Below are 24839 nucleotides of genomic sequence, written 5' to 3'. Positions count from 1 at the left end.
ACGACCTTGATCTAATTGTTTATAGTAAGAAACCTTTTCAGACTTTAATTGCTTAAAACCAGTTCAAGGGCTAAGTGATTGTATTTGTTTCTATATTTTTCTAATTCTGTTAATTTCCAAATTCTATTCCATCTTCCATACCGGTAATACCAGCTGTCTTTTTGAGTTTCTAGTTGCATAAAACCAATTTCTGGTTGAATGGCACCCCACATTCTTCTATACTTTTGAAAAGGTATCCACTCAACTGCAATAAAAAAACCTTCCTTAGGGAAAGCTATTTTTAATGCTTGTAAATTTATTTTAGTAACTTTTTTGCCTTTGCGTGCGGTTACGATGATGTTGTCTTTGAAAAGATAACCTTCTGGTTCTCCTTTACTATTAACAGTGTACAATTTTAAAATAAATTTTGCATCTTCCATATCACTATGGGTTGCAATGCGTACTTCATTTAAATAGGGTGTCTTTTTATAATATGGTTGATATCTAAAATATTTTGCAAATATCCATTGTTCTTTAAATCCCGGCAAGTAGAAGCCTAATTTAGAGTGTTGAATTTTTCCAACTTTTTGGGTTAGTTTTTTTCTTTTTGATGTCGCTAAGACTACAACTTCCTCCAAGTATGTTATTTGCGGTATAAGTTGAATGGTATTGGTTATTTGATTACTAGCTATTTTTTTGGTTATGTAACCAACTGCAGAAAACACTATTGTTTTAGTACCGTTAAAGCTGCCAAGTTTAAAGCTTCCGTCTGTATTGCTCATTGTACCAAGATTCCAGTCTTGTACCCAAATATTTACATAAGGGATTGGGTCTTTGGTTATCGAGTCTAATACAATAGCCTTTATTTGAGAAAATAGCGTGTTGGTATAAAGGAAAATAATTAATATTCTGACAGGTAAAGATGGACTCAAAAACATAGGGAATAATTTAATTGCTTAAAACTAGCTCCATGGCTAAATGGTTATACTTCTCTTTATAATGTTTATGTTCACCTCTATTCTTCCAAATTTTCACCCATCTACCGTAGCGGTAATGCCAACTTCCTGTATGGGTTTCTAATTGCATAAAACCCATTTCGGGTTGGTATGAGTCCCAATAGTAGCCGTCTTCCTTAAGATAAAGCCATTCTATAGCGATAAAAAAACCTTCTTTAGGTATTTTTAGGTTTAACGAAGACAGGTCAATCTTTGTTTTATGTTTTCCTTTTTTTGCGGTTACAATTATATTTTTTGGGTAGATATAGCCTTCTGGTTCTCCGTTTTTATTGACGGTAAATAATCTAACATTGAATTTGGCATCTTTAATTTCACTATTTGTGGCAATTTTTATCTCATTTAAAAACGGTGTTTTTTGGTAATCTTCATCGTACTGATAGTATTTAGCGAACATGGTTCTAGCGCTTTTAGATCCTGGTAAGTAGGCCCCCAATTTTGACCTATCTATTATACTCGCAAGTTTAAAAAGTTTCTTTTTTTTAGATGGCGCAAATACAGTAGCTTCTTCCAAGTACTCCACTTGTGGTGCCATAGTTATGCTATCGCCAATTTTATCTACGTATACTCTTTTAGTTACATAGCCAACCGCAGAAAGCACCAATGTTTTATTTCCATAAGTTTTAGGTAAGCTAAATATTCCTTGAAGATTAGTCATTGTACTTACATCTTGGTCTATTACCCAAATATTTACATGCGGTATGGGGTCTTGAGATATAGAATCTATGACAGTGCTGTTAATTTGTGAATATAAAAAGTTTGTGAAAAGAATAATAAAAAGAATAATGAAGTTTTTGCTTGTCATTTGTTGTTAGCTTATTAATATTCAAAAGTAAATAATTATGATACGTAAATTCACTATAAATCATAAGGTAAATCTTATTAATGATAATATAATATGGCAGACAAATACCTCCTTGTTTTACCAAAAAGAGGATAGTGAGTGGGGTTTTGAAGTAGAGGTGAGCAATATTTTTGACACTAAATTTAAACAACAAAGCTCCTTTTCTGATTTTTTAATTACCGATCAACGCACATTTATTTTGCCAAGAATGGTAATGTTGAAGGTTTCGTATAAACTGTAAAAATTATGTTGTGTATTTGTCAAAATCAGCTATATTTGCACCCGCTTAAGAGTAAGCGAAATAAAAAGAATTAATAACCAAGGGTCGGGCACCCTACAAATTAATGTGATATGCCAGTAAAAATTAGATTACAAAGACACGGTAAAAAAGGAAAACCATTCTATTGGGTAGTTGCTGCAGATGCAAGAGCTAAAAGAGATGGTAAATTCTTAGAGAAATTAGGGATCTACAATCCTAATACAAACCCTGCAACAATTGAACTTGATATTGATAGTACAGTAAAATGGTTGCAAAACGGTGCGCAACCTACAGATACTGCAAAAGCTATTCTTTCTTATAGAGGTGTACTTTTAAAGCATCACTTATTAGGTGGTGTTCGTAAAGGAGCTTTAACAGAAGAGCAAGCTGAAGAAAAATTTAACACTTGGGTTTCTGAAAAAGAACAAGCTATCGCTGATAAAGTAGGTGGTTTAGATAAAGTAAAAGCTGACGCTAGAGTTGCTGCATTAAAAGCAGAGAAAGAAGTAAATGATAAGCGTGCTGCTGAAGCTGCTGCTGCATTACTTCCTGAAGTTCCAGAAGGCGAAAGTGCTGAAGCTGAAGTAGAAGCTGTTGAAGCTGCTGGTGAGCCAGAACAAGTTGTTGAAGCTGCAGATGCAACTCCAGAAGCTCCTGCTACTGAAGAAGATAAAGCATAATTTACAAGAAACGATGCAAAAGGAAGATTGTTTCTACCTAGGTAATATCGTTTCGAAATATAGTTTCAAAGGTGAGGTGCTAGTAAAACTAGATACTGATGACCCCGAGATATACGAAAACATGGAATCAGTATTCGTTTCTTTAGGAAACAATCTGGTTCCATTTTTTATTAAAAGATGTCGGCTTCATAAATCTAATCTACTTCGTATAGATTTTGAAGAAGTAAAATCTGAATCAGATGCAGACCGTATTATGAAATGTGGTCTTTACTTACCACTAAATCAATTGCCAAAACTTACAGGTGATAAATTCTACTTTCACGAGGTTATTGGTTTTACCATGTTAGACGATGTTCATGGTGATATTGGTATTATTCAAAGTATTAACGATAGTACTGCACAAGCCTTGTTCGAGGTTCAAAAAGATGACAAACAATTGCTTATTCCTCTAAACGATGAAATTATTACCAAAGTAGATCGTGAGAATAAGACCATACATGTAAGTACACCAGAAGGTTTGGTCGACCTATACCTGTCTTAAAAATCAAGACCTAATTCCTTTTATTTATAGTTTTAACGATATATCTGTTATTAATTGTGATAATCATAAAATTTTCACATTTAATTTGCATGATTAATAGTATTATTTAGAGGTCTTGTATCGTTATTGGTCGAATTTTAACTATTACTATATGGTAAAGTTCGTAAGTTCAGTATTGTATTGTAACATGCATGCTATGATAAGTAATTTTAAGAAGTCTTCCGTTATATTTATTGTAGCAATTTTCTGTTGTGTTGCTTTAGTGAGTTGTACCTCTAAATCTGAAAAAACAATTGCTTTAGCAGAAGGGGATAACAATAATCAAGTTCCTGAAAAAATAGATTTCACGTTTCATGTAAAACCAATTTTGTCGGATCGTTGCTTTAAGTGTCATGGTCCTGATAAGAATGCTGTTGAGGGAGGTTTTTCGCTTCATTCTCCTGAAGAAGCGTATAAAGTGTTGGGGGAACTCAAAGATCACTTTGCCATAGTACCAGGTGATGTTTCTAAAAGTGAATTGGTAAATAGAATTTATGCAGAAGATTCAAACCAATTAATGCCTCCGCCAGAATCTAATTTGGTTCTTGAAGATTACGAAAAGGCGATATTACAAAAATGGATAGCACAAGGTGCGGAGTATAAAACGCATTGGGCATTTATTCCACCAGTTCAGCCAGAAATTCCTGTGCATGAAGGTGATAGTATTTGGGGGAATAATGAGATTGATGCCTTTGTTTTAGATAAATTTAAAGAAAAAAACCTGAGCCCTAGTGATGCTGTAAGTAGTGAAAAGTTGCTGAGAAGAATTACGTTTGATCTTACTGGTTTACCTCCAACTTTAGAACAGGTAGAAAAATTTGCTGCTAATCCATCAAAAGAGAAGTATGAAGAAATCATAGATTCATTGCTCGTATCGGTCGACTATGCTGAAAATATGACTGCAGAATGGATGGACATTGCTAGATATGCAGATACGCACGGTTATCAAGATGATTTTGAGCGTACGATGTGGCCATGGAGAGACTGGGTTATACATGCTTTTAAGGAGAATATGCCTTATGATCAATTTGTGACGTATCAGTTGGCAGGTGATTTATTGCCAAATGCCAATTTAGAACAGATTTTAGCCACAGGTTTTAATAGAAACCATAAAATTACAGCAGAAGGTGGAGTAATTCCTGAAGAGTATCGGGTGGAGTATGTGGAAGATAGAACCACAACATTAGGTACTGCATTTTTAGGTCTTACCTTAGAGTGCGCCCGTTGTCATGATCACAAATATGATCCTATAAGTCAGAAAGAACATTTTCAATTTTATAGTTTTTTTAATACTATTCCTGAGCAAGGTTTGTTGGCCAATGCAGCAGAATTACCTACCCCATACATAACGGTTACTTCAAAAGAAGTTAAAGACGTTTTAGGTTTTATCAATTTGCAAAAAAGTGAGCTGAAAGAAGTACCGGTAATGGTTATGAAAGAAATGGTAAAGCCAAGGTCTTCCTATATTTTAGATAGAGGAATTTATGACCAATATGGCGCGGAGGTATTTCCTGATACACCAAAATCTATACTACCTTTTGAGGGATACTCTAAGGATAGATTAGGGCTGGCAAAATGGCTTTTTGAAGATGAGCATCCGCTAACCGCAAGAGTAGCTGTAAATAGGTTATGGCAGCGGATGTTCGGTAATGGAATTGTAGCAACATCATTTGATTTTGGAAATCAAGGTTCATTGCCCACACATCCTGAGTTATTAGACTTCTTAGCTATTAAATACCGTATTGAAGGTTGGGATACCAGAAAAATGTTGAAATATATTGCGATGTCTGCAACCTATCAACAAGATACCAAAACTACCAAAGAGAAATTGGAGCAGGATCCAGAGAATAAATATTTAGCACGTGTCTCTCGTTTGCGTTTATCTTCTGAAGCTATACGTGATCAAGCTTTGGCCTTTAGCGGATTGTTGAATAGAGAGGTGGGTGGGCCAAGTGTTAAACCATACCAACCTGATGGGATTTGGGAAGAAACCACTGGTGGCGGAGGTGGAAGTACAGCTTCATATACACTAAGTGAAGGTAATGATGTGTATAGAAAGAGCTTGTATACGTTTTGGAAACGTACCGTACCACCGCCAAGTATGATGACCTTTGATAGTAGTTCTAGAGACTATTGCTCAGTAAAACGACAAGAGACAAATACACCATTACAAGCCCTAGTTCTTCTTAATGACCCACAAATGGTTGAAGCAGCACGGGTAGCTGCAGTAGGTGAGATGGTTGCGAATCCGAATTCGGAGAATGAACAGATAAAGAAACTATTCTATAAGGCTACTTCTAGATTGCCTAATGAAGTTGAGATTAAATCATTGGTTGCCTATTATACCGAAATGTTAGAAAAAGTTGAAAAAGGAGATATCTCAACCGATGAGTACTTAAGTATTGGAAGAAGTAGTGTGCCTTCAGACATAAATAAAAAGAAGTTGGTTGCAATGACGTTAACGGCGCACACGATTTTGAATTTAGATGAAACTATAAATAGAGGCTGATTATGAGCGAAAAGAAAATAGTTGAAGAGCGATCGCTAATATTGAACAGAAGGTCTTTTTTGGGAAAAGCGGCAATGGGCGTTGGCGGTATAGGATTAGCGTCTTTAATCGGGAATAATTTATTCAGAAAAGGGTCTAATGGTTTATATACAGCCGATAGTGGAGCTGGTGGAGTAAAGGGTGTTTTAGATTCTTTGCATCATCCGTCTAAGATAAAAAGGGTTATCTATCTTTTTCAAAGTGGAGGTCCTTCTCAACTTGAATTGTTCGATTATAAACCATTATTGAATCAACGCAGGGGAGAAGATTTACCAGAATCTATACGTAACGGACAACGATTAACTGGTATGACATCGGGACAAGATAGGTTCCCGCTTGTGGGGTCTAATTTTGGCTTTCAACGGCATGGTAAAAATGGTACATATGTAAGTGATCTGTTACCCTATACCGCTAAGATGGTTGATGATATTTGTATCATAAAATCTATGTATACCGAAGCAATAAATCATGATCCAGCAGTGACCTTTTTTCAAACAGGATCACAACAGCCAGGTAGGCCAAGCATTGGCTCTTGGTTGAGTTATGGTTTGGGTAGTGAGAATGAGAATTTGCCAGCTTTTACGGTTTTACTTTCTAGAGGTTCGGGTAGGCCAAACGGGCAACCACTATATACGCGACTATGGGGAAATGGGTTTTTGCATTCTCTTCATCAAGGTGTTCAGTTTAGAGCTGCCAAAGATCCGGTGCTGTATTTGAATGACCCTAAAGGGACTACTGCAGATGTGAAAAGGTCTATGCTAGACAAATTGGCCGAACTTAATGATCAACATTATCAAGAATCGGGTGATCCTGAAATACAAAGTAGAATTGCACAGTATGAAATGGCATACAGAATGCAAACCTCGGTTCCTGATGTAATGAATACTGATGGTGAGCCAGATTACATCTATAAAATGTATGGTTCAGATGCTAAAATTCCAGGTACTTTTGCAGCAAACTGTTTGTTGGCTAGAAGATTAGCCGAAAAAGATGTTCGTTTTATACAATTGTACCATATGGGATGGGATCAGCATGATAACCTTCCTGGTGCTATTCAAAAACAAGCGAAAGACGTAGATCAAGCTTCTGCAGCGTTGGTAGCAGATCTAAAACAACGTGGGTTATTAGAAGATACCTTGGTGATATGGGGAGGCGAATTTGGCAGAACTAATTATTCTCAAGGTTTGCTTACAGATACTACTTATGGTAGAGATCATCACCCAAGATGTTTTACCATGTGGATGGCCGGTGGTGGTATAAAACCGGGTATGGTTTATGGCGAAACAGATGAATTTGGCTATAATATTGTTAAGAACCCTGTGCATGTACATGATTTTCAAGCAACAATGTTACACCAACTTGGTATCAACCATGAAAAATTTACCTATAAATATCAAGGTAGACGATTTAGGCTAACCGATGTAGAAGGTAAAGTAATCAATGATATTTTAGCATAATGGAGAGAAGAAAATTTATTATAAATACTGCTGCTGCCTCGGCTGGGATATTGACGTATTCTTCGGTAAGTGCAAACCTGTTACGTTATAAAGATGCTATTATTGGGCATGGTAGTCACCAGTATAAAATTGATTTAAATTGGGGCGCGTTGAATCCGAATTACTACCCAGTGAATGATTGTCATGAGATGGTACAAGACTCTAAAGGTCGGATTTTGCTCTTAACGAATCATATTAAAAACAATGTGATTGTTTATGACCGGTCTGGTAAATTGTTAGAAACCTGGGGGACAGATTATCCTGGCGCTCACGGTTTAACCTTGAACGTTGAAAATGGGGAGGACTTTCTCTATATATCAGATAACACCCGTCATGAGGTTATAAAGACGACTATTGACGGTAAGGTAGTTCAAGTTTTTACCTATCCGAAAGAATCCGGAAAGTATAGTTCAAAAGAACAATATATACCGACAGAGACAGCTATTGCCGAAAATGGGGATGTCTATATTGCTGATGGTTATGGTGCACAATATATAATGCGGTACAATGCCCAAGGAGAATTATTACAAACTTTTGGGGGTAAAGGCGACGAAAATCATCTATTTCAGAATGCTCATGGTATTTGTATTGATACAAGAAATGGTAAAAATCCTGAGCTTTTAATCACGGCTAGGAAACAGAATAAACTAAAGCGTTTTACCATGGAAGGTGAATTTATAGAAAGTATAGATTTACCTGGGGCATTCATATGTAGGCCCGTAATTAAAGGGGATAACGTTTACTTGGCAACGATATGGTCTGGTGATGGGTCAGATGGCACTGGCTTTATTTCAATTTTGGATAAACACAATAAATTAATTTCAGCACCAGGTGGTTGTGCTCCCTTATATGAAAAAGCCGGACTGAGACCAATGTATCAAGCTATCAAAATTTTTACCCACCCTCATGATGTTTGTGTTGATGATGATGAGAATTTGTACGTTGCACAATGGAATTCAGGAAAGACCTATCCAATAAAGCTAAATAGAATCTAGCCATGCGCACTATCTATTCACTTTTGGCATTAGTCATGTTATGTCAAGCATGTATTTCTCAGAATTCTATTAATGCGTCTACGGAAATTTTTCCATTATCAGCTCCGCAATTAAATGTGTCTTCTGTATTTTTTGACTCCATAACGACTGTGCGAATTAGTTTTGACTTTCCGAATGCTGTTATAAAATATTCATTTAATGGCGGTGCAGTTAATCAAAGTTCTAAAATATATACTGCGCCATTAGAATTAACCGAAAGTGCAGTAATAAAAGCGAAAGTTTATCATCCTGATTATTTAGAGAGTGAAGAGGTCCAAGTAGAGGTGGTGAAAACTTCTACCGAGAAAACGATTGAAGAGATAATACTTACGCCAAGCGCAAGTGAGAATTATCCTGGTTTAGGTGCTGCAGGTTTGGGAGATTTTATTAATGGTGCAGAGCAATTTGGTGGAGATAAACAGTGGATGGGTTTTCAAACTGATACCATTTCAGCTGCGATAAAATTGAACTCAAATATTGAGGTGTCAAACCTTGTTCTTAGCGTACTTACGAATCAGTCTAATTGGATTTTTGCTCCCGCCAAAATCGAAGTATTTAATGAAGGCGAAAAAGTTGGTGTACTATCGAACCCAAATAGTGCGATTGAAACTTCAAGTGGTGCTACATTTTTAAGTGTTCCTATTACAAAAGGTACCTATAGTGAATTTACTGTTGTAGTCTATCCTCTTGCTGAAATACCAGAATGGCATCAAGGAAAAGGTAGTACACCATGGTTATTTATAGACGAAATTATAATTCAATAGAATGATTCAATTAGGAATACAAATAGGTCATCTTCACCCACTTTTCGTGCATTTACCCATCGGTATTATTTTGTTGACGTTTTTGCTCGAAGTGTATAGTAGATTTATAGCTAAGAAATCATTTGATGAAGTTATTGAGTTTACACTATTGGTTGCTGGCGTTACAGCTATACTGTCTTTAGGTACGGGCTGGTTGTTGAGCGAAGAAAGTGGCTATGATGAAGATGCTATTTTTCTACATAGATGGATGGCTGTTGCGTTTACCATTACCACCATACTTCTGTATTTGGTAAAAAGAAGTAAGCGAAATGGGGTGAACAAAACATATATTCCTTTGTTCCTAGTTGTTCTTGGTTTAATTAGCCTTACAGGTCACTTCGGCGGAAACATGACCCACGGCGAAGATTATCTGTTCGTAGAAGAAAAGGAAGAGATTGTCATCACCAATGTGCAAGAGGCTCAAGTATATGCTCAAATCATTCAACCTATTTTAGATGATAAATGTATGAGTTGTCATAATGCAAGCAAGGCGAAAGGTGGCTTGGTAATGAGTTCTCCCAATGAAATGATTAAAGGTGGGGACAATGGCAGACTATTAGACACTCTAAGTGGAAGTACTGGTTCGCTATTTCTTGAGCGTGTGCATTTACCTATAGAAAATGAGGACCATATGCCACCGAAAGGAAAAGTTCAATTGACAGATAATGAAAAAGCCTTATTAGAATGGTGGATGGAAAATAACCATTGTTTTGATTGTAGGGTGATGGAATTATCTACAGAAGAAAGAATGGCTGCAGTGCTAACTTCGTTAGAGCAAGATACATCTACAATAGCAGTCTTGTCAAAAGAAGCAAAAGAGGTTCCTAAAGATTGGCTACAAGGTATGAGAAATGCTGGTATACCTATACAGACACTTTCTGGAAAAAACCAATTGTTGGCAGTGAATTTGGCGGGTATAGATTCCATCACAAAAGACCAATTGAAAGCATTGGAGGAATATGCTCCAAATATTGTCGAGATAGACCTTGGTTTTAGCAATTTCAATGATGAGTTAATGTCATACATTAGGCCATTTAGAAATCTTTTGAAACTAAAACTACAGAATACTAAAGTGACAGATGCTATTGGTAAATACCTTGTTGATTTTGAACTGTTAGAGTCATTAAATCTTTATGGAACTTCGGTTACCGATAAATTAATACAAGAATTAAAAAGGAATAAAAAGTTGCAAAATATTTACCTCTGGAAAACAGATGTTACTGATGACGGTTTAGTTCAATTGCAACGGAACCTACCTAATCTTACAATTCAGCAATTAGAGGCAGATTTATTTGAAGCGACAGTACTAGATCCGCCAACTATTTTAAGTGATGCCAGTTTTTTTAGTGACAGCCTAGTACTTACAATTGAAAATCTTTTTGAAGGAACTGATATTTATTACACGCTTGATGGCTCTGTGCCAAATTCATCTTCTACAAAATATGAGGCTAATATTATTTTAAATAATACTGCTAGTGTGAAAGCCATTGCAGTTAAGAAAGATTGGGAGCCTAGTTTTGTGACTGAACGAACCTTTATTAAAAATAATATAGCATATACCGATGTAAACTTACTTACTACTCCAAACGAAAAATATAAAGGTCAAAAAGGTAAAACCTTAATAGATCAAAAACGAGGTTCTATCAATTTTGTTGATGGTAATTGGTTAGGTTTCGAGGGTAAGCACTTAAATGCTATAATAGAACTCAAAGAAAAGAATACTATTTCGAAAGTTTCGATAGGGGCATTATCGGCACCTGCTAGTTGGATTTTTTACCCAACTGCCTTTGTTATTTCATCTTCTAATGATGGTGTTAATTTTAAAGAAATTGGAAGAAAGGACATGGGTATTGAAAGCCCTAATGCAGAAGTAAAGCTAGCTTTTTTCGATATGGAGTTTACACCTACCGATGCTAAGTATGTGAAATTACAAATACAAAGTCCACTAAAAAACCCAGATTGGCATACCAATCCGGGTGGTAAAAGCTGGATTTTTATTGATGAGGTTGTACTTAATTAACTTTCTAAAGCTTTTTTAGCATAGGCTAGACATTTCTTAACTTCTTGAACCGCATCAGACCCTTCTGGAATATCATATTCTAATTCAATAGTTGCCGGGAATGTATATTTATTGTCTCGCATTAATTGTAGTACTTCAACAATAGGTGTGTCACCGGTTCCCCATAATACATTGCCTTTATCATGTTCAGGAGTTTGTCTATCTTTTAAGTGCATACTCTTGATATGGCTGTGTTTTTCCTTTACAATTTCTAGAGGGGCTTCGTTTCCTGCAGCTACAAAATGGCCTAGGTCTAGGTTTAAAGCATTATGGCTAGATTGTTCTAAGGCTGTATCCCAAAAGGTAGGAGTTTGTTGTTCATGACCATGGTAAGCTACAAAAACATCATGTTTTTCTGCCATTTGACCCAATTTTAACGTGTGTGCGTCATCGCTAGGGTGTTCTAAAGTTACATGACTAGCACCTAGAGCTTTAGCTGCTTTCATGCCCCAATTGATTTCTTCGTCAGTATTGTCTTTTCCAAAGGCATTTGGCTTAAAAGCATAAATGTTTACACCAGCATCATTATACATTTTACGAAGCGCTACAAACTTGTCCATCGAGACCGTTGCACGCCAGGCCGCAACGGTTTTACTATATGCCTCTAATTTCGATTGCATTTCTATAAATTCCTTTTCCTCTTCATCATTCAGTTCATTGTTCCTTTTCCGTCTCATTAGACCATAAAAAGCCATTCTGTTTACGGGACTCTCTGGTTTTCCTGCATATTGTTCTGCAGGGTCTCCCATAAGTTCTACTGCATTTATTCCAGTATCTAAAATATATTGCAATGTAGCTTCAGCGCTTTGGTCTGGCATAGTTCTAAACGAGTAGGTGATAAGACCCAATTGAACGCCCTTAATTTTAGAATTTGGTTGTGTCGTAAAATTTAGAAAACTAGGTGCTCCAAAAACGGAAGGTCCTAATAGGGTTGCACCAGCAATTAGCGCTGTTGAGTTTTTAAGAAAAGACCTTCGTTGTTGAATTGAATTTTTTGGTTTCATTATGATAGGTTTTGGTGCTGTGAAAAATTGAAATACGTTTATTTAGATAGTTCCTTTTGTGTATTTAGAGCATATAGTTTTAACTGTCTTATACGCCATGGAATTTCATTCTCATCTTTTACGGTAGAGGTCAATTTAAATTTTAAAAATTTTGTCGTAACCGGATTGAAATCTAATTTAAAATCTTGGTCTGTTCCTTCACCTTTATCCAACACAACCCAATTTTTTCCATCCTTTGAAGTCAATATTTCATAAGAATTTGCAAATGTTTGTAATGGCGGTGGTGATCCTTCTCTCCAACCTCTTGATATTGGAGGGGAATTGAATTGTAAACCAGTAAGTTCTAAAGCATTTGGAAATTCAATTTGAAACCACATTCCTTCCTTTTGATTTTCACCGGTAGTCCATCCCTCAAAATTAAATGCACTTTTTGGCGAAGCTGTTCCTCCAATTCGATTAGGCGCTGTGTGACTTGCTGTAACCTTCCAATCAGGTTGTAATGGTAATGAAGTCGGTACAGATTGAATTAACTCATTATATCTATAGGTTCCTTTTTGGTTAAGGGTTTTCGATCTTACTTCGGCTACATATTCACTGGTCACGGTTGAAGCTTCGTTAGATAGGTTGTTTCTAATATAGGAGGCTATCGCAGCAACCCAATCATCAGATTGTTCTTTATTACCTACCATAATACCAGCAGCATACGTTTTACCATCTAAAGGACCTTCTAGACCATGAAGAATGGTTTTAATAATATATTCTGGATGTTCTTGTACCCTTATGGATCCAGATAAAGGTGGGGCCATTACGGTTCCATTTCCTAATGGAGTTCCTGTGCCATCGTTGCCGTGGCATTGTACACAAAGTTCATTGAATATCACTTTGCCTTTTTCCAAACTTTCTTGCTGTACCTCACTCAAAAGAACTTCATTTCGATTCCAACGATTTTCTTGTTTTAAAGGGGTTAATATTTGAGTGCCCACTGTTTGTATTCCTTTAGCTTGATTGGTTTTTACAATCTTGGAAAGAGCTTTTTGATAATTGGGTACCTCAAGAAACTTAACGGTTAACATGGCTTGTAGGGCTACATCTACATTGACATCCTCCAATAATTTTAAATAGGATGTTGCTAGACTTTTATTCCCAGATTTATACAATGTTTCGCTAGCGCGGATTGCTTGTCTTCTTATTTTAGGATCAGGGTCTTGAAAAAGTGTTGTCAATAGGTCTGTTTGTAGCGCTCCAAGACCTTCTAGACACCAAATGGCATGGGTTCTAGCAAATTGATTTTTATTCGATAATGCCACCTTTCGTAGTTCTGGCACGGTACTCTGGTCACGTGAAAGAACAATTAATTGTTGGGCCTTGTCTCGCCACCAACCGTTAGGGTGTTCCAAATACGTTATTAATTCACCCGGAGTTTTATCGAACATTTTAGGTTGGGTCTTGTCACGTTCTTTACTATCATGGGTAATACGCCATATTCTACCTAGTCCGATCACTTTATCCAATTGGTATTGTTCTATTTTGGTTCTCAGATAGGTTCCTTTTTGTGCCCATTGCCCTTCTTGAATAATACCATGATACATATCAGTAATATATAAAGTGCCATCGGGAGCGGTGGTCATGTCTACAGGTCTAAATAATGGGTCTGTAGAACGAAGAAATTCAGATTGTTCTTCTTGATAGGCATTGTGTAAGGTGGTTAAACCTTCAGAAACTACCGGATTAATTTGCCTTACGATTCTCGCAACGGGTTCGCCATAAAAATACTGACCATATAATTCAGATGGTAAACGATCACCACGGTAAATATCATTACCTGCTGAACCGGTGACACTGTTCAATGATCCATCTGCCGCTCTTATCTGATCCATACCTCCTTGCATGTCTGCAATTTTAACAGCAGCGCCATAGGGTACTTTAAACCCTTCTGCCAATTCGTTTTCAATAGTGTAATTTCCATAATGAATGGGAAATTGAAAATGAGATGGTACTCCGCTAGCACCTCCTTGAAACCATAATTTTCCATCATCATCATGCGTAACACCCCATTGTGCTCTATTGTAGCCAGTTTTTTCCCTTATTACGCCATTTGGTGTTTCTTTAACTCTAAATGCATTTACCGTGCTGTATAGCCAATTGTCCATTCCATAATACATAAATGCTTGTTGATGCTCTACATTGCCAGACCTGCCATATTTATTGGTAAAAAACTCTTTTTTATCGGCTTTACCATCGCCAGTAGTATCTGTATATTTATACACATTGTCGGTATCCGATTCCATAGTTAAAATACAATCCTTACCGTATGGCAATACAAACCGCGGAAAAATTAAACTATCAACAAATACGGTTCCTGTTTCGTAGATGCCATCATTGTCTTTATCCTCCCATCTAGAGATTCTGCTTTTTGGGTCTAAAGTACCATCAGAATCTGCAGTTAGCATATAGGTTCTTAATTCTAATACATACATTCTACCGTTTCCATCAAAAGAAATAGCTCCTGGCTGTTCAATTTGGGGTTCTGTTAGAATGGGTTCAATATGATATCCTTCAGGAAGTAAGAACTTTGCTGCTTCTTGTTCTGGGAAAAGGGGAAGTACAGGAGATTTTGGTTCAAGGTCTATCCCTGCCCAATCTTCATTTTCTGGGTCTGCATCTTCTGGAAGAGTTAAAACTGGAAGTGAATCTGACATCGAGTTAATAACAACATCTACGGGTTTTGGGCTTGTTTTTTCTCTGTTACAACTAAACAATAGGCCAGAAATAATAATTGTACTAAAAAGTAGTGATGTTTTCATTTAAGATAGTAATGATTTAAATACAACAAAGGCGATTTTCTAATCTTTGAAATTATTAAAATTTACTTTGTTAGCTTCATTTAATTTTTAGTATTTACTTTTATTATTGTTAAAAAAAATGTAATGATTGGAAAAATTCACTTTTTGCTGGTATTATCATTATTTATTTGGCAAAAAACATCTGGACAGAAACCTGAAGGTCAACAAGATTTATTGCCCAATATCATTTTAATTTTCACAGATGACCAAGGGTATAATGATGTAGGTGTATTTGGGGCCGAGGATATTGCTACGCCCAATCTTGATCAAATGGCTAAAGATGGGGCGAAGCTCACGAATTTTTATGCCGCTCAGGCGGTTTGTTCAGCTTCACGAGCTGCTATTCTAACAGGTAGTTATCCCAATCGCATAGGTATACATAATGCTCTTATGCCAAATAGTAAGAAAGGACTTAACCCTAAAGAGACTACTCTTGCAGAAATGCTAAAAAATAAAGGCTATGCAACAGCGATATTTGGGAAGTGGCACTTAGGTGATGCGGCTGAGTTTATGCCGACTAAGCAGGGATTTGACGAGTATTTCGGAATTCCGTATTCTAACGATATGTGGCCATTACATCCTCAGCAAGGCCCAATATTTGATTTTGGTCCTTTACCATTATATGAGAACGAGAAAGTAATCGATACCCTGACAGATCAGACAAACTTAACAACATTGATTACCCAGCACAGTGTTGATTTTATTGAACGGAATAAGGATAATCCATTTTTCTTATATGTTCCGCATCCTCAACCTCATGTTCCTCTTTTTGTTTCCGATAAGTTTAGAGGCAAGTCGAATAGAGGTCTTTATGGTGATGTGATTATGGAGCTAGATTGGTCGGTTGGTGAAATTATAAAGTCCGTAGAGAAAAATGGCTTAACCGAGAACACAATTATAATTTTTACATCAGATAATGGACCATGGCTGGCATACGGTAATCATTCAGGTAGTGCATATCCTTTTAGAGAAGGTAAAGGTACTGGCTGGGAAGGTGGCCAACGAGAACCTTTTATAATTAAGTATCCGAAAGAAATTGAAGCAGGGGTTACAATAGATGCTCCATTAATGGCTATCGATATTTTCCCATCCCTCGCAGAGGTAACAAACTCTGAACTTCCTGATGAGGTAATAGATGGTAAAAGCGCATGGAGTTTATTGACGGGTAAAACAAATGAAAGTCCGCAGGAAGCTTATTTCTTTTATTACCGAGTTAATGAGTTATTCGGAGTGCGTTATGGAAAATGGAAGTTATATTTTCCACACACGTATAGAACAATGAATGGTCAAACACCTGGAAAGGACGGCTTGCCAGGTGAATATAAAATGGTTGATTTAAAGCAAATTGAATTGTATGATTTAGAATCAGATGCTAGTGAAACAAATAATGTGGCTGCAAGCAATGCTAAAGTAATTGCCACAATCAAGAAACTAGCAGATGATATGCGTACAAGGCTAGGGGACTCTTTAATGGGTATGGAAGGTCTAGAAAATAGAGCACCCGGAATTAAAGAGTGATTTATCAATTATGGATATAATAAATTAGTACTTCTGTATTTCGAAAAACTGAAGTTCATCATCATTATTCACTACCATTACATAATCTTTTTGACATCTTTGGCGGCATAAAACCCTATTTTAGAACCTCGTTTTGCTGTAAAGTAACGCTTACCATCAACTAAGAGAAGAACACCTGTTCCTGCGTCGTTTCTAGGTGTTTCTATTTCTGAAACATATAGATTTCCAATTGCCAAAACATCAAGCGCACCATCGTCGTTAAAATCCCTTATAAGCATATCGTTAAGTTTCGATAGTTGTGCTATATTGGGTAAATCTTTTACTTTAAAAGTACCGTCACCCATATTTTCCATATAAACAGAAGCAAATGTATCTGTGCGGTAATGAAGCGAATGGTTTAGCTTTTCTTCTCCGTAGACATCTTCTATTTCCATGAAGGCGAAAGCATCATATTTTTCAATTTTTTTCTTTAAATCTGGTATTTGCTAAGATGAGCATGAGAAGCCCCGCTATGGGTAATGCTTCTCTTTATTATATAAACCCAATACGATATCGCTATTTCCGTTTGCGTCAAAATCATTATTGTAAAAAATAATAGTATCCTTTTGTTTTAATGTAGCCCAGACATGTGGTTCTTTCAATTCAGCAAAAAAGTATAGGTAGCTTTCATCCCAAATCATTTTTATTTTAGTGGTATAGATAGGCTTTTTACTACCTTCAATATCTATAAAATTATTCGTCCACTTAGCTTTATTCCAAGAAGATTCATCCATTTTTCCGTCAATAATTAAAGTTTCGTTAGTCTTTTGAGCAACAAAGGTTTGAGGTGTATTTTGGGCCAATAGAGAGATGCTCCCTATATACAAAAGAAACAATACAATTGCCACGGTCTTTTTTGTCTTTATCGAGTTGTATTCAAAAATTGCCATGCCTCAATTGGTTGGTTATGTTGATTTTTTTTAGATACTAAATAAAACTTTCGAGATATGCGTGAAAATAAATTTCACTTTTGGTTCGATACAATTTTAATTTATTTGGCTGAATTCGTGGAAAATTATTGTAATCCTAAATTCATTAAAGTTAAAATTGTAGACTTGCAATTTGTTCCATTTTTAAATTGAATTTAAGCCTATTGTGGTTTTTAATTACTTTTAGCAACAAATAGCAATTTATTACATTTCATAATTTCCCTTGAATATTTTTAAAGTTAGCGAGTGTGGGAATAAATTTAGCTTAACAACATCAGATTGATGTCCAACGTCAATTATGGATATAAAAAGGAATGACTTTTATCTATGCATCATAAGATATTAAATTTTTTACGGAGGCCTAAATTTTTTGGTGACAATGATATTAAACCATTGCACCATGTTTTATTTTGGTCGATTTATTTTGTGTTCAACACTTTTCGGTGGAGTTTTATTCACGATGATTTTTTACTTTCCTTCAGAACTAATTTAATAGGTTTTCCTATTCATATGTTTTTGGCTTATTTAAATGCGTATTATTTAATGCCAAAATTTATTTACACAAAAAAGTATGTTCAATATACCGCCTATATTCTTTTGGCATTGTTCATTATGCTTTTGTTTAAATACAATTTAACGTATTACTTGGTTAGCACAGATGTAATGCCCGAGGCGCCCGAGGCTGTAAATACGCTTACCATCGGTTATGCTATTCAGACCATGATTGGCGAGGTATATGTTATTTCCTTTTTTACGGCTATAAAGCTAACTATAGATTGGTTACGTGAAAGTAGTAAGCTTCACGATTTAGAAAAGCGGCAATTGAAAACTGAGTTACGTTTTTTAAGGTCTCAAGTATCTCCACATTTTTTCTTTAATACACTCAATAATATATACTCTTTAACCCTAGAGAAGTCGGATCAAGCACCTGAGGTTATTCTTAAATTATCTGAACTAATGCGGTATTTGTTGTACGCAACAAAGAAACAAAGACAAGATTTAACCAGTGAGATTAATTGTATTAAGAATTACATAGATTTGGAGCGTATTAGATTTGACGATAGTCTTAAGATAGAAATGAATATTTCAGGAGATCTTGACAATTGTAAAATTGCTCCTATGTTATTAATTCCTTTGGTGGAGAACTGTTTTAAACATGGTGCAAGTAAGAATATCGGTGAAATGAAAATTGATATCGATTTGCAAGTCATTGAAGGTTTTATGATTTTTAAGGTGTCAAATACAATACCTAATCCCCATAAGAAATTTCAGTATCCGGTAAAGTCAGGTGGTATTGGTCTTTCTAATGTAAAAAAGCGTTTAGAACTTGGGTATGCTAAAAGCGATTATGAGCTATCTATTTTCGATGAGAATAAAATGTTTAATGTTATTTTAAAGCTTAAGGTAATATGATTTTGAAAGTGATTGTTGTAGATGATGAACCATTGGCGGTTAATGTAATTAAAAACTATATTCTTAAGGTAAAAGAGTTGCAATTAGAAGGAACATTTTCTAATGCCATGGATGCCTCTACTTTTTTAAGGGACAACCCTGTTGATATTATGTTTTTAGATATTAATATGCCTTACCTAAATGGGTTAGAATTTTTGAGCACACTTCATCAAAAACCTTTTGTGATTATGACAACGGCACATGAAGAACATGCCTTAAAAAGTTTTGAGCTCGAAGCAATAGATTATCTAGTAAAGCCAATATCCTTACCAAGATTTTTTAAATCTGTAGATAGAGTTATAGGTCTTAAACAAGGGGTGAATAAGATTGTTAATGGTAAAGACGAAAAGCCTTCAATTTTTGTTAAGGTCGATAAGAAGAAATTACAGAAAATATTTCTAGATGAAATAATGGTGATAGAAAGTCTTAAAGATTATATCAGAATTATAACTCCCACGGCAAAGTACATTATTCATAAAACCTTAAGCAGTTTTACTGATGAATTGCCTGGCGATAATTTTATACGTATTCATAGGTCTTACACGATTGCTGTCGATAAGGTTAGTGTAGTTGAGGGTAATAGCGTTGAAATAGGCGGAATACGATATACTATTGGTAGAAGTTATTTAAACGATGCAAAGAGTAGAATTTTGAAAGATTTGAATGAGTAGTGATAGGATATTATCGGCCATTTTTAAAGGGATTCTCTAATGAGCGAGCTATTTCGATTTAAACAATTTGAAATCAACCAAGATCGTTGTGCTATGAAAATTGGTACGGATGGTGTTTTACTTGGCGCTTGGGCTGATATCAAAAATGCTGAATCTATATTGGATATTGGCGTAGGCACTGGCGTTATTGCTTTAATGCTCGCACAAAGAAGCAACGCTGAAGTCATAGATGCTATTGAAATAGATTCGAATGCGTATGAGCAATGTGTAGAGAATTTTGAAAATTCTTTATGGGGTGATAGACTTTATTGTTATCATGCTGGTTTAGATGAGTTTATTGAAGAAATTGAAGATTTATATGATGTAATTGTGTGTAACCCTCCTTTTTATACTGAAAGCGTTACTTCAGGTGATTTACAAAGAGATCAGGCTAGACAAAATGAATTTCTCCCTTTCAATGAACTACTAGAAGCGGTTTCAGTACTAATTTCTGAAAATGGAATCTTTAGTACTATAATACCTTTTAAGGAAAAAGATGATTTTATACGAATGGCTGCAACCTTTGATTTATTTCCCAGTCGTTGTTTGCATGTAAAAGGTAACCCTGCTGCAGAAGTAAAAAGGGTGTTGTTAGAGTTTACTAAGCTAGAAAAAGCATACGAGGTATTAGATTTAACCATTGAAAAAGAGAGACATGTGTATACAATGGATTACATTAAACTAACAAAAGATTTTTATTTAAAAATGTAACTATAGGGTTGCATAATGTTATATTTCTTTAATTATCTTTGATAAAAGCAATGTTATGAGACCTGATTTATTTGAAGCACCAGACTATTATAATTTAGATGATTTATTTTCAGAAGAACATTTATTGGTACGTGATGCAGCGCGCCAATGGGTAAAAAGAGATGTGTCACCTATAATTGAGGAATATGCACAAAAAGCAGAATTTCCAAAACAGATTATTGGTGGTCTTGCAGAAATTGGTGCCTTCGGACCATATATTCCTGAAGAGTACGGTGGTGCTGGTTTAGATCAAATTAGTTACGGCCTCATCATGCAAGAAATTGAGAGGGGAGATAGTGGAGTACGGTCAACAGCATCGGTGCAATCTTCTTTGGTGATGTATCCTATATTTACTTACGGCACTGAAGAACAACGTAAAAAGTATTTACCAAAATTAGCAACAGGGGAATGGATGGGGTCTTTCGGATTAACGGAGCCAAACCATGGTTCTAACCCAAGCGGCATGGAAACCAAATATAAAGATATGGGTGATCATTATCTTTTGAATGGAGCCAAATTGTGGATTTCAAATTCACCATTCTGTGATATAGCAGTGGTATGGGCAAAGAATGAAGAAGGTCGTATACACGGTCTAATTGTAGAGCGTGGGATGGAAGGTTTTACAACACCAGAAACACATAATAAATGGTCATTAAGAGCTTCGGCAACAGGTGAATTGATTTTCGATAATGTAAAAGTTCCTAAAGAGAATTTATTACCTAATAAATCAGGCTTAGGAGCACCTTTAGGATGCTTGGATTCTGCTAGATTTGGAATTGCATGGGGTGCTATTGGGGCGGCAATGGATTGTTATGATACTGCATTGAGATATGCAAAAGAGAGAATTCAATTTGGGAAGCCAATTGCTGCAACACAATTACAACAAAAGAAATTAGCCGAAATGATTACTGAAATTACCAAGGCTCAATTATTAGCTTTTCGTTTGGGGCAACTAAAGAACGAGGGGAAAGCAACAACTGCACAGATTTCAATGGCAAAAAGGAACAATGTTGAAATGGCCATAAATATAGCGCGTGAAGCAAGACAGGTTTTAGGCGGTATGGGTATTACTGGTGAGTATAGTATTATGAGACACATGATGAATCTAGAAAGTGTGATTACTTATGAGGGTACTCATGATATACATTTGTTGATTACCGGTGCTGATATTACAGGTATGCCAGCTTTTCAATAAAATAACATTTTACTTTAATAGCCATAACATGCATTGATAAATCTCAATCTATCTTTGAGTAGCACGAAATAAGATGTGTGCATGTTTATGATATAACTTAGCCGATGGAAACATTGGCTTTTTTATGCTTTATGGTTTAAAATAAGTATGTACGTAACAACCGAAAATAAAGTATTATAGACTACTATTTCTTTACCAATCTCACCTTTATTGATTTACTTATTGGAGTTTTACTGCGATCTGCAAAGTGATTATAGGGTACCAAAACGTTTGTTTCAGGAAAGTAAGAAGCCAAATTGCCCGATGGTATATTATAAGGTACTACTTTGAAATTATGGGCAACTCTTACGGTGGTATCATACGTACTGGTAATATCAACGATGTCTAATTTTTTGAGACCTACGGCTTTCATATCATTACTATTCATGAAAATAACTCTTCGTGCATTGTACACGCCACGATAGCGATCATCTAAACCATATATAGTAGTGTTGAATTGATCATGCGAACGTATGGTCATTAACATGTATTCATCTTTTGCCAATTCGTGAAGTGGTAACTTGTTGATAGATATCTGAGCTTTTCCATTAGGTAGCATGCTAAAATCTAAATCACGTACATTATTGGGTAAGTAGTACCCTGCACCTTCTGAGCGTTCTTTGGTTTTATTAAACCCTTTAGCTACTTGGTCTATTTGTGTTCTAATTAGTTCGTAGTCATCACCTAAAGATTTCCAATTCATAGCGTGGTTCTCGCCAAAGAAAGCATGACCTATATTGGCGATAATTTCTGGTTCACTCATGATAGTGTCTGAAGCAGGCTTTAAAATACCTTTAGATTTTTTCACCCTTCCCATGCTATTTTCAACAGTGAAGTGACGGGGCATACCGTTTTTCATATCTTTTTCTGACCTGCCTATCGTTGGCAGAATCAATGCAGTTTTACCGGTAATTAAATGTGTTCGGTTCAACTTGGTACTAATTTGTACGGTAAGGTCACATTTTTGTATACCCTTGGCGGTGTATTCCGTATCTGACGCAGCCATTACAAAATTACCGCCAAGGCACATGAAAATTTTGGCCTTTCCTTCATACATAGCTTTCATTGACCCTACAACATCTACTCCTTCGTGATCTGGTGGGGTAAAGCCTAAATATTTTTTAATACGTTCGTTCATTTCTTTGTCAACGAAATGCTGAATGCCTACACTTCGGTCGCCTTGTACGTTACTGTGCCCACGAACAGGACAAGTGCCGGCATTTGGTTTGCCGATAGCACCTTTTAATAGCAGTAGATTTACGAATTCACGAATGTTTTCGACTCCATTTTTATGTTGGGTAAGCCCCATGGCCCAACAGACAATGATTTTAGATTTGTTGGCTAAAAGAGCAACGGTTTCATCTATTTTATCTTCAGGTACTCCGGTTAGCTTTAATAGTTCTTCCGATGAATAGGTGTCTAAATCAGAAATAAGCGCATCGTAACCATTGGTATATTTTTGAATAAAATCATGATCAAATACATTTTTATGTTCTTTATCTAAGACTGCTAGTTTCTTTAATATTAATTTTATTAATGGAATATCTTGATTGATGTTTACAGGTAGATGTATATCTGCCATGTCTTCCCCACCGCCAATCCAACCTTTTATATTTTGAGGATTTTTAAAATTCACTAATCCTGATTCCTCAAGTGGATTTATGCTTATAACCCTACCGCCATTCTGTTTGCATTTTTCTAAAGCAGAAAGCATTCTAGGGTGGTTTGTGCCCGGGTTTTGACCTGCAATAAGTATTACTTCGGCTTCATAAAGATCTTCCAACGTAGTTGAACCTTTGCCGATACCTAATGTTTCACCAAGCGCTACACCACTACTTTCATGGCACATATTTGAGCAATCGGGTAAATTATTGGTTCCTAATGCACGGGCGAACATTCCATATAAAAACGCAGCCTCATTACTTGATCTGCCAGAGGTATAGAAAATCGCCTCATCAGGATTGTTTAATTTCTTTAATTCCGATGCAATTAATTCAAAAGATTCATCCCACGAAATAGGTTCATAATGAACGCTGCCAGGTTTAAGAACCATTGGTTCTACCAAACGCCCAAATTTGTTCAGTTGAAAATCTGTTAACTGAGATAATTCTTCAACGGAATTTTTTTGAAAAAAATCAGCACCAATATGACTTGTAGTTGCTTCATCACCCAATGCTTTTGCGCCATTTTCACAGTATTCTGACACAGGAGAAGGATGTTCTGGATCTGGCCATGCACAACTAGGGCAGTCGAAGCCATCTTTTTGGTTCATGCTCAGTAATGTTCGCATTGAACGAAGCACACCCATTTCCTTAAAAGTATGTTTTAAGGCTTCGCGTACCCCTAAATAACCTGCTGCATGTGTAACAGGTTCTTTTAATTCAATTTCAAGAAAATCTTCAGACCCTCTAAAAGATACTTTTCGTTGCGTTTTTGACTCCATAAACTAAACTTAAGAATTGTAACAGTAAACTTTAGACTCGTTTCTGTTAAAAAGTGTTCGTAACAAAACAACACTTTATTGGCTAAGCAGAAAATCTAAGCTAATTTGGGGTTTGGGTAATTATCCGATTGGTCTTCTATAGTGTTATCTAGACAAGTGAAATCTTTTTCTAAAAGTAAGTATAAATCGTTTTCTTGAGATGTTTTCAAGACATTGTCAAAAGTGATGATGTCGTTCGCATACCAAGATTTTCCTGTTGCATCTGGCATTTCTAAAATGATACCATTGTTTTCAAAACGTACACTTAGGTTGTTAATATTTTTATTTAGAGTAACGCCGTAACTGAATTTTAAATTTCCAAAATTGGTGCTATCATAAATCTTCCCGTTTTCTGAAAGCTCTTTGACTTCTGTTTGGGTTAATCTAAACCGAATGGAATCACCCTTTATTCGAATTTTCATAGCTATGATTTTGGTTTACAACAAAAATAGCCCATCTCACAACAAAATATAAGAGGTTGACATCAATTAGTTTCTAATAGTCAACCTTCCTCGTAAGTTTACTATGTAATAAAAAACGAATTAAAATTTTTTCATTTTCATATAGTGTTCTCGTAAAAGAG

21 protein-coding genes are annotated in these 24839 nt (G+C 35.9%); 13 read left to right on the top strand and 8 right to left on the bottom strand.

Annotated features, from left to right (window positions below; all coding sequences use genetic code 11):
* Positions 1-44 precede the first annotated feature (44 nt).
* Positions 45-917: a carboxypeptidase-like regulatory domain-containing protein gene (locus B5X55_RS06635; protein WP_079511824.1), complete on the bottom strand. Its 873-nt coding sequence runs from the start codon at positions 915-917 to the stop codon at positions 45-47.
* A gap of 10 nt (positions 918-927) precedes the next feature.
* Positions 928-1797, bottom strand: a complete 870-nt coding sequence (locus B5X55_RS06630; RefSeq protein WP_079511823.1) for a carboxypeptidase-like regulatory domain-containing protein — start codon at positions 1795-1797, stop codon at positions 928-930.
* Between the two features lie 37 nt (positions 1798-1834).
* On the opposite strand from B5X55_RS06630, the gene B5X55_RS06625 reads away from it, so the two are divergent.
* The 8 genes from B5X55_RS06625 to B5X55_RS06590 all read left to right on the top strand — a co-directional run bounded on the left by B5X55_RS06625 (position 1835) and on the right by B5X55_RS06590 (position 11256).
* The gene (locus B5X55_RS06625) at positions 1835-2077 is read left to right on the top strand and encodes a hypothetical protein (protein WP_079511822.1); all 243 of its coding nucleotides are present in this window, start codon (positions 1835-1837) and stop codon (positions 2075-2077) included.
* A 110-nt stretch (positions 2078-2187) separates the two neighbouring features.
* On the top strand, positions 2188-2775 hold the full coding sequence (locus B5X55_RS06620; protein WP_079511821.1) for a 30S ribosomal protein S16: 588 nt from the start codon (positions 2188-2190) through the stop codon (positions 2773-2775).
* A gap of 13 nt (positions 2776-2788) precedes the next feature.
* On the top strand, positions 2789-3316 hold the full coding sequence (gene rimM / locus B5X55_RS06615; RefSeq protein WP_079511820.1) for a ribosome maturation factor RimM: 528 nt from the start codon (positions 2789-2791) through the stop codon (positions 3314-3316).
* 151 nt (positions 3317-3467) lie between these two features.
* Positions 3468-5864 (top strand): PSD1 and planctomycete cytochrome C domain-containing protein, encoded by a 2397-nt coding sequence (locus B5X55_RS06610; RefSeq protein WP_234999685.1) that lies wholly within the window; start codon positions 3468-3470, stop codon positions 5862-5864.
* 2 nt (positions 5865-5866) lie between these two features.
* Positions 5867-7360 (top strand): DUF1501 domain-containing protein, encoded by a 1494-nt coding sequence (locus tag B5X55_RS06605; protein WP_079511819.1) that lies wholly within the window; start codon positions 5867-5869, stop codon positions 7358-7360.
* A complete protein-coding gene (locus tag B5X55_RS06600) occupies positions 7360-8394 on the top strand; it encodes an NHL repeat-containing protein (protein ID WP_079511818.1) in 1035 nt (344 codons plus the stop codon). Before B5X55_RS06605 ends, B5X55_RS06600 begins: the two co-directional genes overlap by 1 nt.
* Positions 8395-8396: 2 nt before the next feature.
* A complete protein-coding gene (locus B5X55_RS06595; RefSeq protein ID WP_079511817.1) occupies positions 8397-9197 on the top strand; it encodes a chitobiase/beta-hexosaminidase C-terminal domain-containing protein in 801 nt (266 codons plus the stop codon).
* Position 9198: 1 nt separating this feature from the next.
* Positions 9199-11256 carry an FN3 associated domain-containing protein gene (locus tag B5X55_RS06590; RefSeq protein WP_079511816.1) on the top strand — a complete coding sequence of 686 codons (2058 nt, stop codon included), beginning with the start codon at positions 9199-9201 and terminating at the stop codon, positions 11254-11256.
* Here B5X55_RS06590 and B5X55_RS06585 read toward each other — a convergent pair.
* Complete coding sequence (locus tag B5X55_RS06585; protein ID WP_079511815.1) at positions 11253-12299, bottom strand: sugar phosphate isomerase/epimerase family protein; 1047 nt, start codon at positions 12297-12299, stop codon at positions 11253-11255. The two genes, B5X55_RS06590 and B5X55_RS06585, sit on opposite strands and share 4 nt — an antisense overlap.
* Before the next feature lie 38 nt (positions 12300-12337).
* A complete protein-coding gene (locus B5X55_RS06580; RefSeq protein ID WP_079511814.1) occupies positions 12338-15103 on the bottom strand; it encodes a DUF7133 domain-containing protein in 2766 nt (921 codons plus the stop codon).
* A 123-nt stretch (positions 15104-15226) separates the two neighbouring features.
* Here B5X55_RS06580 and B5X55_RS06575 point away from each other — a divergent pair, with 123 nt between their 5' ends.
* Positions 15227-16660 (top strand): sulfatase family protein, encoded by a 1434-nt coding sequence (locus B5X55_RS06575; RefSeq protein WP_079511813.1) that lies wholly within the window; start codon positions 15227-15229, stop codon positions 16658-16660.
* A 77-nt stretch (positions 16661-16737) separates the two neighbouring features.
* Here B5X55_RS06575 and B5X55_RS06570 read toward each other — a convergent pair whose 3' ends face one another.
* Positions 16738-17094, bottom strand: a complete 357-nt coding sequence (locus B5X55_RS06570; RefSeq protein WP_079511812.1) for a hypothetical protein — start codon at positions 17092-17094, stop codon at positions 16738-16740.
* Positions 17095-17169: 75 nt separating this feature from the next.
* Complete coding sequence (locus B5X55_RS06565) at positions 17170-17589, bottom strand: carbohydrate-binding family 9-like protein (RefSeq protein ID WP_079511811.1); 420 nt, start codon at positions 17587-17589, stop codon at positions 17170-17172.
* 582 nt (positions 17590-18171) lie between these two features.
* Between B5X55_RS06565 and B5X55_RS06560 the strand changes: the two genes are divergently transcribed.
* Genes B5X55_RS06560 through B5X55_RS06545 form a run of 4 tightly spaced genes read left to right on the top strand, consistent with a single transcriptional unit; the run spans position 18172 to position 21735 of the window.
* Positions 18172-19041: a sensor histidine kinase gene (locus B5X55_RS06560; protein WP_234999684.1), complete on the top strand. Its 870-nt coding sequence runs from the start codon at positions 18172-18174 to the stop codon at positions 19039-19041.
* Positions 19038-19751 (top strand): LytR/AlgR family response regulator transcription factor, encoded by a 714-nt coding sequence (locus B5X55_RS06555; protein WP_079511809.1) that lies wholly within the window; start codon positions 19038-19040, stop codon positions 19749-19751. The genes B5X55_RS06560 and B5X55_RS06555 overlap by 4 nt, the downstream gene beginning before the upstream one ends.
* A gap of 39 nt (positions 19752-19790) precedes the next feature.
* Positions 19791-20501 (top strand): tRNA1(Val) (adenine(37)-N6)-methyltransferase, encoded by a 711-nt coding sequence (locus B5X55_RS06550; protein ID WP_079511808.1) that lies wholly within the window; start codon positions 19791-19793, stop codon positions 20499-20501.
* Positions 20502-20556: 55 nt separating this feature from the next.
* Positions 20557-21735: an acyl-CoA dehydrogenase family protein gene (locus B5X55_RS06545; protein ID WP_079511807.1), complete on the top strand. Its 1179-nt coding sequence runs from the start codon at positions 20557-20559 to the stop codon at positions 21733-21735.
* 184 nt (positions 21736-21919) lie between these two features.
* Here B5X55_RS06545 and B5X55_RS06540 read toward each other — a convergent pair whose 3' ends face one another.
* A complete protein-coding gene (locus B5X55_RS06540; RefSeq protein ID WP_079511806.1) occupies positions 21920-24217 on the bottom strand; it encodes an FdhF/YdeP family oxidoreductase in 2298 nt (765 codons plus the stop codon).
* 95 nt (positions 24218-24312) lie between these two features.
* Positions 24313-24678: a DUF7009 family protein gene (locus tag B5X55_RS06535; RefSeq protein WP_079511805.1), complete on the bottom strand. Its 366-nt coding sequence runs from the start codon at positions 24676-24678 to the stop codon at positions 24313-24315.
* Between the last annotated feature and the right edge of the window lie 161 nt (positions 24679-24839).

This window comes from Maribacter arcticus (assembly GCF_900167935.1).
GTDB lineage: Bacteria > Bacteroidota > Bacteroidia > Flavobacteriales > Flavobacteriaceae > Maribacter > Maribacter arcticus.
The sequence above is the reverse complement of the archived record's forward strand: the minus strand, read 5'-3'. Positions and strand labels throughout refer to the sequence as shown.

Excerpts from the sequence above, each read along its gene's own strand:
- B5X55_RS06635 (WP_079511824.1), bottom strand. The coding sequence starts at position 917 with ATGTTTTTGAGTCCATCTTTACCTGTCAGAATATTAATTATTTTCCTT.
- B5X55_RS06630 (WP_079511823.1), bottom strand. The coding sequence starts at position 1,797 with ATGACAAGCAAAAACTTCATTATTCTTTTTATTATTCTTTTCACAAAC.
- B5X55_RS06625 (WP_079511822.1), top strand. The coding sequence starts at position 1,835 with ATGATACGTAAATTCACTATAAATCATAAGGTAAATCTTATTAATGAT.
- B5X55_RS06620 (WP_079511821.1), top strand. The coding sequence starts at position 2,188 with ATGCCAGTAAAAATTAGATTACAAAGACACGGTAAAAAAGGAAAACCA.
- rimM (WP_079511820.1), top strand. The coding sequence starts at position 2,789 with ATGCAAAAGGAAGATTGTTTCTACCTAGGTAATATCGTTTCGAAATAT.
- B5X55_RS06610 (WP_234999685.1), top strand. The coding sequence starts at position 3,468 with ATGGTAAAGTTCGTAAGTTCAGTATTGTATTGTAACATGCATGCTATG.
- B5X55_RS06605 (WP_079511819.1), top strand. The coding sequence starts at position 5,867 with ATGAGCGAAAAGAAAATAGTTGAAGAGCGATCGCTAATATTGAACAGA.
- B5X55_RS06600 (WP_079511818.1), top strand. The coding sequence starts at position 7,360 with ATGGAGAGAAGAAAATTTATTATAAATACTGCTGCTGCCTCGGCTGGG.
- B5X55_RS06595 (WP_079511817.1), top strand. The coding sequence starts at position 8,397 with ATGCGCACTATCTATTCACTTTTGGCATTAGTCATGTTATGTCAAGCA.
- B5X55_RS06590 (WP_079511816.1), top strand. The coding sequence starts at position 9,199 with ATGATTCAATTAGGAATACAAATAGGTCATCTTCACCCACTTTTCGTG.
- B5X55_RS06585 (WP_079511815.1), bottom strand. The coding sequence starts at position 12,299 with ATGAAACCAAAAAATTCAATTCAACAACGAAGGTCTTTTCTTAAAAAC.
- B5X55_RS06580 (WP_079511814.1), bottom strand. The coding sequence starts at position 15,103 with ATGAAAACATCACTACTTTTTAGTACAATTATTATTTCTGGCCTATTG.
- B5X55_RS06575 (WP_079511813.1), top strand. The coding sequence starts at position 15,227 with ATGATTGGAAAAATTCACTTTTTGCTGGTATTATCATTATTTATTTGG.
- B5X55_RS06570 (WP_079511812.1), bottom strand. The coding sequence starts at position 17,094 with ATGGAAATAGAAGATGTCTACGGAGAAGAAAAGCTAAACCATTCGCTT.
- B5X55_RS06565 (WP_079511811.1), bottom strand. The coding sequence starts at position 17,589 with ATGGCAATTTTTGAATACAACTCGATAAAGACAAAAAAGACCGTGGCA.
- B5X55_RS06560 (WP_234999684.1), top strand. The coding sequence starts at position 18,172 with ATGCCAAAATTTATTTACACAAAAAAGTATGTTCAATATACCGCCTAT.
- B5X55_RS06555 (WP_079511809.1), top strand. The coding sequence starts at position 19,038 with ATGATTTTGAAAGTGATTGTTGTAGATGATGAACCATTGGCGGTTAAT.
- B5X55_RS06550 (WP_079511808.1), top strand. The coding sequence starts at position 19,791 with ATGAGCGAGCTATTTCGATTTAAACAATTTGAAATCAACCAAGATCGT.
- B5X55_RS06545 (WP_079511807.1), top strand. The coding sequence starts at position 20,557 with ATGAGACCTGATTTATTTGAAGCACCAGACTATTATAATTTAGATGAT.
- B5X55_RS06540 (WP_079511806.1), bottom strand. The coding sequence starts at position 24,217 with ATGGAGTCAAAAACGCAACGAAAAGTATCTTTTAGAGGGTCTGAAGAT.
- B5X55_RS06535 (WP_079511805.1), bottom strand. The coding sequence starts at position 24,678 with ATGAAAATTCGAATAAAGGGTGATTCCATTCGGTTTAGATTAACCCAA.